This window comes from Rathayibacter sp. AY2B3, from assembly GCF_002931755.1.
Classification (GTDB): domain Bacteria; phylum Actinomycetota; class Actinomycetes; order Actinomycetales; family Microbacteriaceae; genus Rathayibacter.
Map to the genome: position 1 here is coordinate 54287 of NZ_PSUG01000018.1, position 9350 is coordinate 63636.

Here is a 9350-nt window from a genome sequence, read left to right on the forward strand (position 1 = left end):
GCCGCCGCGTCCGCTACGAGAGGCCCGCGGCGGAGCGCAGGTCGTCGACCCGGTCGAGACGCTCCCAGGTGAAGTCGGGGAGCTCACGGCCGAAGTGGCCGTAGGCCGCGGTCTGCGCGTAGATCGGGCGGAGCAGGTCGAGCGCGTGGATGATCGCGGCCGGGCGCAGGTCGAAGACCGAGCGGATCGCCTCGGTGATCGTCTCGTCGGAGACGGTGCCGGTGCCGAAGGTCTCGACGTAGAGGCCGACCGGGGCCGCCTTGCCGATGGCGTAGGCGACCTGCACCTCCAGCCGCGAGGCGAGCCCTGCGGCGACCGCGTTCTTGGCGACCCACCGCATGGCGTAGGCGGCCGAGCGGTCCACCTTCGACGGGTCCTTGCCCGAGAACGCGCCGCCGCCGTGGCGGGACGCTCCGCCGTAGGTGTCGACGATGATCTTGCGGCCGGTGAGGCCGGCGTCGCCCTGCGGGCCGCCGATCTCGAAGCGGCCGGTCGGGTTGATCAGGAGGCGCACGGCGGAGGAGTCGAGGTCGACCGTCTCGAGCACGGGGCGGATGACGTGCGCCGCGATGTCCGCGTGGATGGTCTCGGTGCTGACGTGCTCGGCGTGCTGGGTGGACAGCACGACGGTGTCGATGGTGGACGGCGTGGTGCCGTCGTAGCCGATGGTGACCTGGGTCTTGCCGTCCGGCCGGAGGTAGTCGAGCTCGCCCGACTTGCGGACGGCGGCCAGGCGCTCGGCGAGGCGGTGCGAGAGCCAGCTCGGCAGCGGCATGTACTCGGGGGTCTCGTCGGTCGCGAAGCCGAACATCAGGCCCTGGTCGCCCGCGCCCTGGCGGTCGAAGGCGTCCTCGCCCGCCTCGGAGGAGCGGACCTCGAGCGCCGTGTCGACGCCCGCCGCGATCTCGGGCGACTGCTGGCCGATCGAGACCGAGACGCCGCAGGAGCGGCCGTCGAAGCCCTTCTCCGAGGAGTCGTAGCCGATCTCGACTATCGTATCGCGGACGATCTTGGGGATCTCGACGTAGCCGCTCGTGGAGACCTCGCCCGCGACGTGCACGAGCCCCGTCGTGACCAGCGTCTCGACGGCGACCCGGCTGTGCGGGTCCTCGCGGAGCAGGGCGTCGAGGATGCGGTCCGAGATCTGATCGCAGATCTTGTCCGGGTGGCCCTCGGTGACGGACTCGGAGGTGAACAGGCGGAGGGGACCGGAGGTCATGCTTCTCTTCTCGTCCCGGCTCGTGCGCACCGGGGTCGTTCGTACCGGGAGTGGCCTGGCGGGCGCGATGCCGGGCGGCAGGCGATCGGCGCCTGGGCGGGCGGACCGGCCGGGCTAGCGCACGACCGCGTCGAGGACGCGATCGGCCACCTCCGCCTTGCTGCCCGAGGCCTCGCCAACTATAACGCCGGCCCGATCGAGGACCACGACGGCGTTGCTGTCGCTCTGGAAACCCTCGGCCCAGCCCACCCTGTTGAGGACGAGCAGGTCGCAGCCCTTGCGGACGATCTTGGCGCGGCCGAGGGCGAGCATCGCGTCCCGGTCCGGCTCGGTCTCCGCGGCGAAGCCGACGACGATCTGCCCCTCCCGCCGGGAGGCGGAGATCTCGGCGAGGACGTCCGGGTTCTTGACGAGCTCGAGGACGAGCCGGTCGCCCTGCTGCTCCTTCTTGATCTTCGCCTCGGCGACCGCGGCGGGCCGGTAGTCGGCGACGGCCGCGGCCATGATCACGACGTCCGCGCCGGGGGCCGCGGCGAGGGCGGCCTCGCGCAGCTCGAGCGCAGTGCCCACCGGGAGGACCGTGACGCCCTCCGGCGCCGGCACGTCGAGGTTCGCGGCGAGGAGGGTGACCTCCGCGCCCCGGGCCGCAGCGGCCAGCGCGAGCGCGACGCCCTGCCTGCCGCTGGAGCGGTTGCCGACGAAGCGCACCGGGTCGAGGGGCTCGCGGGTGCCGCCGGCGGTCACGAGGACGCGCACGCCCGCGAGGTCGCGGCGGGCGGAGGCGGAGCGGGCGTGGACGGCGAGGGCCTCCGCGACGATCGTCTCGGGCTCCTCCATGCGGCCCGGGCCCGAGTCGGCGCCGGTGAGGCGCCCGACCGCGGGGCCGACGACGTGCACGCCGCGGGAGCGGAGCACCGCCATGTTCGCGACGGTGGCGGCGTTCGCCCACATCTCGGTGTGCATCGCGGGGGCGACCACGAGCGGGGCCGTGCTCGCCAGCACCGTGTTGCCGAGCAGGTCGTCGGCGAGACCGACGGCGAGCTTCGCGAGCGTGTGCGCCGTGGCGGGCGCGATCACGATGAGGTCGGCGGCCTGGCCGATGGCCACGTGCCGGACCTCGGCGACGCCCTCGTAGAGCTCGGTGTGGACCGGGTTCCGCGAGATGGCCTCGAGGGTGGGCTTCCCGACGAAGCGCAGCGCGGCCTCGGTCGCGACGACGTGCACGTCGTGCTCCGCGAGGACCAGCGCGCGGACGACTCCGACGGCCTTGTACGCGGCGATGCCGCCGGTGATGCCGACGACGACGTTGAGCCGTCGGCCGGCCTCGAGAGAGGAGCCCACCCGGAGGGGACTACTCGGCGAGGGGCTTGGCGACGAGCTTGTCCTCGTTGATCTCGTGCAGTGCGACCGAGAGGGGCTTGTCGTCGATGGTGGAGTCGACCAGCGGGCCGACGTTGTCGAACAGGCTGCCCTCGTGGAGGTCGGCGTAGTAGTCGTTGATCTGGCGGGCGCGCTTGGAGGCGAAGATCACCAGCGCGTACTTCGAGTCGACCTTCGAGAGGAGCTCGTCGATGGGCGGGTCGATGATGCCGAGGTTGTTGGCCATGGGTGTCTCCTTGCAGGCGCATCAGCGCCGATCTGCGGCTCCGGAGCAACACGGCGCGCGGGCCCCGAGGGGCGTGAGCCCGGTGGGACCCGGGGCGTCGGCCCGGAGGTGGTCGGTGGCCCGGTGTCAGCGGCCCGGGTCAGCGGGCGCGCCGTCGGCACGAGGCGACATCAATTCTACGACCTCGCGGGCCGCTTCGGGCACGGTGCTGTTGACGACGGCGAAATCGAACTCGTCCTGCGCGGCCAGCTCCACCCTCGCGGTGGCCAGGCGGCGCTCCTGCTCCTCCGCGCTCTCGGTGCCGCGGCCGACCAGCCGACGGACCAGCTCGTCCCAGCTCGGCGGCAGGAGGAAGACCAGGCGGGCGTCCGGCATCCGCTCGCGCACCTGGCGCGCGCCCTGGATGTCGATCTCGAGCATCACCTGGCGGCCCTGCTCCAGCGCGGCGTCGATGGGACCGCGGGGCGTGCCGTAGCGGTGCGCGTTGTGGACGACGGCGTACTCGAGGAACTCCCCCGCCGCGACCATCCGGTCGAACTCGGCGTCGTCGACGAAGTAGTAGCTGACGCCGTCCACCTCGCCCGGACGCGGGGCCCGGGTGGTGGCCGAGACCGAGAGCAGGACGTCCGGGTAGTTCTCGCGGATGTAGGTGGACACGGTGCCCTTGCCGACCGCGGTCGGACCGGCGAGGACGAGCAGGCGGTTGCGGCCGGGGCGGCGCTGCCGCGACTCCCGCTCCTCCAGGAACGACGCCAGGCCCTCGACCTGGCGCCGGCCGAGCCCGCCGAGGCGCTTCGACTCGGCGATCCGCAGCTGGTCCATCACCCGGGGGGTCTTCACCACGCCGAGCGCGGGCACGGCGCGGAGCAGCTCGCTGACGCGCATCCGCCCCTCGACTCCGAGCGGCTCGGCCTGGGCCGCCGCGAGCACGGCGGTCGCGGGGCGGCGTCCGGCGGCGACGGCCTTCTTCACGGCGGCGCGGGCACGGCGCGCCGCGATCGCGGCCTCGGAGGCGGCTCGCCGGTCGACCTCGGGCGGCGAGGGACGGCGCACGGCCTCCGGGCGCGACGAGGCGCCGGGATCGGGGCTGACGGTTTCAGCGGACAAGGGTCTCCTGGATGTCGGTCGCGCGGCGGGTGATCTCGGCCGCGATCCCCGAGGGGCCGGCGCCGAGCACGCTGCGCGACTCGCTGACGATGGTGGCGGCGCTCAGCGCGCCGAACAGCCGCTGCGCGTCCGCGACGGCCGCGCCCTGGTGGCCGAAGCCGGGCGCGAGCACCGGGAGTGCGGGGTGCAGCGGCTCGTCGATGCCGATGCCGAAGTCGCCCAGGGCGACCGTGGCGCCGAGCACCACGCCGACCGATCCGATCGACGCGCGAGCGTGAGCGTCGTTCCAGGATGCCACGTCCGCCACGACCGCGCGTGCCACGGTGGAACCCGCACGGCCGCCGTCCTGCACGAGGGCGCGCTGCACGGGGCGGGCCTCGGGGTTGGAGGTGGCCGCGAGGACGAACACGCCCTTGCCCGCCTCCTCGGCGAGGCTCAGCATCCCCTCGAGGGAGCCGAGCCCCTGGTAGGCCGCTGCGGTCATGGCGTCCGCCTCGAGCGGCGAGCCCGGCCGGAGCCACGCCTCGGCGTACGCGGTGACGCTGGTGCCGATGTCGCCGCGCTTGACGTCGGCGATCACCAGCAGTCCGGCCTCGCGGGCGTCGGCGAGCACGCGCTCGAGCGCGGCGTAGCCCGCCGAGCCGTGCCGCTCGAAGAACGCGATCTGCGGCTTCACGACGCCCACGCGGCCGGCCGCCGCCTCGACGACCGTGCGGCCGAAGCTCTCGAGCCCGGCCGCGTCGTCGGCGAGGCCCCACGCGTCGAGCAGGTACGCGTGCGGGTCTATCCCGACGCAGAGCCGGCCGTGCGCGGCGAACGCCGCCTCGAGGCGCGAGCCGAAGGAGGCGGTGCCCGCCGCGCCGCCGCTCACGCGGTGCGCTCCGCGCGGCGCAGGGCGTAGTCCTGCAGGCTCGTCACCTCGAACGGCTCGTTCGCCGCGTCGAGCGAGGCGACCGCGGCGGCGAGCTGAGCGATCGTGGTGAACAGCGGCTTGTCCGCGGCGACCGCGGCGGCGCGGATCTCGTAGCCGTCGGCGCGGGTCGCTCCTCCGCTGGGCGTGTTGATCACCACGTCGACCTCGTCGCGGGCGATCAGCTCGACGATCGAGGGCGCGTCGCCCTCGGCGGCCTCGCTGTACTTGCGGACCACGCGGGCCTGGATGCCGTTGCGGTTCAGCACCTCGGCCGTGCCCTCGGTCGCGAGGATGTCGAAGCCGAGCTGGCGCAGGCGCAGCGCGGGCAGGACGATCGAGCGCTTGTCGCGGTCGGCGACCGAGATGAAGACGGTCCCGCCGGCCGGCATGCCGCCGTACGCGGCGTCCTGGCTCTTCGCGAAGGCGCGCGGGAAGTCGCGGTCGATCCCCATGACCTCGCCGGTGGAGCGCATCTCGGGCCCGAGCAGCGAGTCGACGATCTGGCCCTCCTTGGTGCGGAAGCGCTTGAACGGCAGGACCGCCTCCTTCACCGCGATGGGAGAGTCCATCGGGACGTCGGAGCCGTCGCGCTCGGGGAGCAGGCCCTCGGCCTTGAGTGCGGCGATGGTCTCGCCGACCATCAGGCGCGAGGCGGCCTTCGCGAGCGGGATCCCCAGCGCCTTCGACACGAACGGCACGGTGCGCGAGGCCCGGGGGTTCGCCTCGAGCACGTAGAGCACGCCCTGGCCGATCGCGAACTGCACGTTGAGCAGTCCCCGGACGCCGACGCCCTGCGCGATCGCGAGGGTCGCCTCCCGCACCTGGTCGATCTGGCGGCGACCCAGCGTCACCGGCGGGAGCGTGCAGGCCGAGTCGCCGGAGTGGATGCCGGCCTCCTCGATGTGCTCCATCACGCCGCCGATGTAGAGCTGCTCACCGTCGAAGAGCGCGTCGACGTCGATCTCGATCGCGTCGTCGAGGAAGCGGTCCACCAGCAGCGGGTGCGCCTCGTCGATGATCCCCTCGCCGGCCATCCGCTCGAAGTAGTCCTCGAGCTGGGGAGTGCCGTAGACGATCTCCATCCCGCGCCCGCCGAGGACGAACGACGGACGGACGAGGACCGGGTAGCCGATCTCCACCGCGACCTCGCGGGCGCCGTCGAGGTCGGTGGCCGTGCCGTTGCGCGGAGCGAGCAGCCCCGCCTCGTCGAGGATGCGCGAGAAGGCGCCGCGCTCCTCCGCGAGGTCGATGTTCGCGGGGGTCGTGCCGAGGATGGGCACGCCGGCCGCCTCCAGGCCCGCGGCGAGCCCGAGCGCGGTCTGGCCGCCCAGCTGCACGACGACGCCCACGAGCTCGCCGGACTGCGACTCGGCGTGGATGACCTCGAGCACGTCCTCGAGCGTCAGCGGCTCGAAGTAGAGGCGGTCCGAGGTGTCGTAGTCGGTCGAGACCGTCTCGGGGTTGCAGTTGATCATGATCGTCTCGAAGCCCGCGTCCGAGAGCGCGAACGAGGCGTGCACACAGGAGTAGTCGAACTCGACGCCCTGGCCGATGCGGTTGGGGCCGGAGCCGAGGATGACGACCTTGCGGCGGTCCGCGGCGACGACCTCCGTCTCCTCGTCGTACGAGGAGTAGTGGTACGGAGTGAGCGCGGGGAACTCGCCCGCGCAGGTGTCGACGGTCTTGTAGACCGGGCGCACGTCGAGCGCGTGGCGGGTGCGGCGGACCTCCGCCTCGTCGAGCCCGCGGAGCTCGGCGATCTGAGCGTCCGAGAAGCCGTGGTCCTTCGCCAGGCGGAGGAGCCCGGCGTCGAGACCGTCGTGCTCGCGCACCAGGTCGGCGATCTCGTTGATCAGCACGATCTGGTCGAGGAACCAGGGGTCGATCTTCGTGGACTCGAACGCCTGCTCGACGGTCGCGCCCAGCCGCAGCGCCTGCTGCACCGTCACGATGCGGCCGTCGGTCGGGGTCTTCGCGATCTCGAGGAGCTCCTCCACCGACCGCTCCTGCGCACCCCAGTGGAACGACGACCCGCGCTTCTCGAGCGACCGCAGCGCCTTCTGCAGCGCCTGCGCGTAGTTGCGGCCGATGGCCATCGCCTCGCCCACCGACTTCATGGTGGTGGTCAGCGTCTTGTCGGCGGCGGGGAACTTCTCGAACGCGAACCGCGGGACCTTCACGACGACGTAGTCCAGCGTCGGCTCGAAGCTCGCCGGGGTCACCTTGGTGATGTCGTTCGGGATCTCGTCGAGGCGATAGCCGATGGCGAGCTTCGCGGCGATCTTGGCGATCGGGAAGCCGGTCGCCTTGGAGGCGAGGGCGGAGGAGCGGGAGACGCGCGGGTTCATCTCGATCACGATGATCCGGCCGTCCGCCGGGTCGATCGCGAACTGGATGTTGCAGCCGCCGGTGTCCACGCCCACGTCGCGGATGATCCGGATGCCGATGTCGCGCAGCTTCTGGTACTCGCGGTCGGTGAGGGTCAGCGCCGGTGCGACGGTGATCGAGTCGCCCGTGTGCACGCCGACGGGGTCGACGTTCTCGATCGAGCAGACGACGACCGTGTTGTCGGCCGTGTCGCGCATCAGCTCGAGCTCGTACTCCTTCCAGCCGAGGATCGACTCCTCCAGTAGCACCTCGGTGGTGGGGCTCTGGTGCAGGCCGTCGCCGACCATCCGCACCAGCTCCTCGCGGGTATAGGCGAAGCCGGAGCCGAGGCCGCCCATGGTGAAGGACGGGCGGATGACGAGGGGGTAGCCCAGGTCCTCGGCGTACTCGATCGCCTCGTCGACGGTGTGCGCGATGTAGGACTTCGCGACGTCGGCGCCCGCGTCCAGCACCAGCTGCTTGAAGATCTGGCGGTCCTCGCCGCGGTTGATCGCCTCGAAGCTCGCGCCGATGAGCTCGACGCCGTACTTCTCGAGGATCCCGAGGTCGTGCAGCTGGATGGCCGCGTTGAGGGCCGTCTGCCCGCCGAGGGTCGGCAGGATCGCGTCCGGCTTCTCCTTGGCGATGATCGCCTCGATCGCCTTGGGTGTGATCGGCTCGACGTAGGTGGCGTCGGCGAAGTCGGGGTCGGTCATGATCGTCGCCGGGTTGGAGTTGACGAGGATGACGCGCACCCCCTCGGCGCGGAGCACTCGGCACGCCTGGGTGCCGGAGTAGTCGAACTCGACGGCCTGTCCGATGACGATCGGGCCGGAGCCGATGACCAGGACGCTCTGGATGTCTTCCCTGCGCGGCATTACTTCTGCTCTCCGATGCTGCTGGTCGTGGGGATGTCGGTGGGCTCCGAGGCCGGGCGCCCGGCCGTGCGCTGCACGACCATCTCGCGGAAGCGGTCGAAGAGGTGGTTGGAGTCGTGCGGGCCGGCCGCCGCCTCCGGGTGGTACTGCACCGAGAAGGCGGGGATGTCGAGGCAGCGCAGGCCCTCCACGACCGAGTCGTTGAGGGAGTAGTGGCTGACTTCGACGCGCCCGAAGCCCTCGGGCGAGTCCAGCTCGCCCTCGATCGGCGCGTCCACGGCGAACCCGTGGTTCTGCGAGGTGATCTCCACGCGGCCGGTGAGCTTATCGAGCACCGGCTGGTTGATCCCGCGGTGCCCGAACGGGAGCTTGTAGGTGCCGAAGCCGAGCGCGCGCCCCAGCAGCTGGTTGCCGAAGCAGATGCCGAAGAACGGCAGGTCGGCGCGCAGGGTGGTGCGCAGAAGCTCGACGTGGCGGTCCGAGGCCTCGGGGTCGCCGGGGCCGTTGGAGAAGAAGAGCGCGGACGGGTCGAGCGCGAGCACCTGCTCGGCGGTCACCGACTCGGGCAGCACGTGCACGTCGAAGCCGCGCTCCGCGAGGTAGGTGACCGTCGAGGTCTTCACGCCCAGGTCGATCACCGCGACCGAGCCGACGCGCTCGCCGCGGGCGGGGACCGTGTACTGCTCATCGGTCGAGACCGAGGAGGAGAGGTTGAGCCCCTGCATCTGCCGGCCGCCGAGGACCAGCGCGAGCTGCTCCTCCTCGGGGAGGGCGAGGTCCTCGCCGGAGAACACGCCGGCGCGCATTGAGCCGGCCGAGCGGATGTGGCGGGTGATCGCGCGGGTGTCGACGCCGGAGATCCCGACGATGCCGTCGGACTCCAGGTCGTCGCCGAGGGAGCGCTGCGCGCGGAAGTTGGAGACGACGCGGGAGGGGTCGCGGACGACGTAGCCGGCGACCCAGATGCGGCGCGACTCCATGTCCTCGTCGTTGGTCCCGGTGTTGCCGATGTGGGGCGCGGTCTGCACGACGATCTGGCCGGCGTAGCTCGGGTCGGTCAGCGTCTCCTGGTAGCCGGTCATGCCGGTGGCGAAGACGATCTCGCCCAGGGTGCGGCCTCGGGCGCCGTAGGCCTGTCCCCGGAATCGTCGTCCGTCCTCGAGGACGAGGACGGCGGTGGGTTCGGTGCTGAGGCGTGTCGTTGGCACGGACTAGGAGCCCTTCTGGGTCGTGTCGGGGCCGCCGTCGGCGGCTCCGGGG

The 9350-nt window shown here is 72.2% G+C and carries 7 protein-coding genes; all 7 read right to left on the bottom strand.

From position 1 onward, the window contains the following. Positions 1-13: 13 nt before the first annotated feature. Positions 14-1219 (bottom strand): methionine adenosyltransferase, encoded by a 1206-nt coding sequence (gene metK, locus C5C24_RS07960; protein WP_104221839.1) that lies wholly within the window; start codon positions 1217-1219, stop codon positions 14-16. A gap of 114 nt (positions 1220-1333) precedes the next feature. After that, the gene (gene coaBC / locus C5C24_RS07965) at positions 1334-2560 is read right to left on the bottom strand and encodes a bifunctional phosphopantothenoylcysteine decarboxylase/phosphopantothenate--cysteine ligase CoaBC (RefSeq protein WP_104304706.1); all 1227 of its coding nucleotides are present in this window, start codon (positions 2558-2560) and stop codon (positions 1334-1336) included. 10 nt (positions 2561-2570) lie between these two features. Next, on the bottom strand, positions 2571-2825 hold the full coding sequence (gene rpoZ / locus C5C24_RS07970; protein WP_104221835.1) for a DNA-directed RNA polymerase subunit omega: 255 nt from the start codon (positions 2823-2825) through the stop codon (positions 2571-2573). 126 nt (positions 2826-2951) lie between these two features. Further along, a complete protein-coding gene (gene gmk, locus C5C24_RS07975) occupies positions 2952-3878 on the bottom strand; it encodes a guanylate kinase (protein WP_104277687.1) in 927 nt (308 codons plus the stop codon). Between the two features lie 43 nt (positions 3879-3921). Next, positions 3922-4803, bottom strand: a complete 882-nt coding sequence (gene pyrF / locus C5C24_RS07980; RefSeq protein WP_104277686.1) for an orotidine-5'-phosphate decarboxylase — start codon at positions 4801-4803, stop codon at positions 3922-3924. Then, on the bottom strand, positions 4800-8090 hold the full coding sequence (carB, locus tag C5C24_RS07985; RefSeq protein WP_104304707.1) for a carbamoyl-phosphate synthase large subunit: 3291 nt from the start codon (positions 8088-8090) through the stop codon (positions 4800-4802). Before carB ends, pyrF begins: the two co-directional genes overlap by 4 nt. Beyond that, entirely contained in the window at positions 8090-9298 is a 1209-nt protein-coding gene (carA, locus tag C5C24_RS07990) for a glutamine-hydrolyzing carbamoyl-phosphate synthase small subunit (protein ID WP_104280646.1), read from the bottom strand. Before carA ends, carB begins: the two co-directional genes overlap by 1 nt. Between the last annotated feature and the right edge of the window lie 52 nt (positions 9299-9350).

Excerpts from the sequence above, each read along its gene's own strand:
- metK (WP_104221839.1), bottom strand. The coding sequence starts at position 1,219 with ATGACCTCCGGTCCCCTCCGCCTGTTCACCTCCGAGTCCGTCACCGAG.
- rpoZ (WP_104221835.1), bottom strand. The coding sequence starts at position 2,825 with ATGGCCAACAACCTCGGCATCATCGACCCGCCCATCGACGAGCTCCTC.
- carB (WP_104304707.1), bottom strand. The coding sequence starts at position 8,090 with ATGCCGCGCAGGGAAGACATCCAGAGCGTCCTGGTCATCGGCTCCGGC.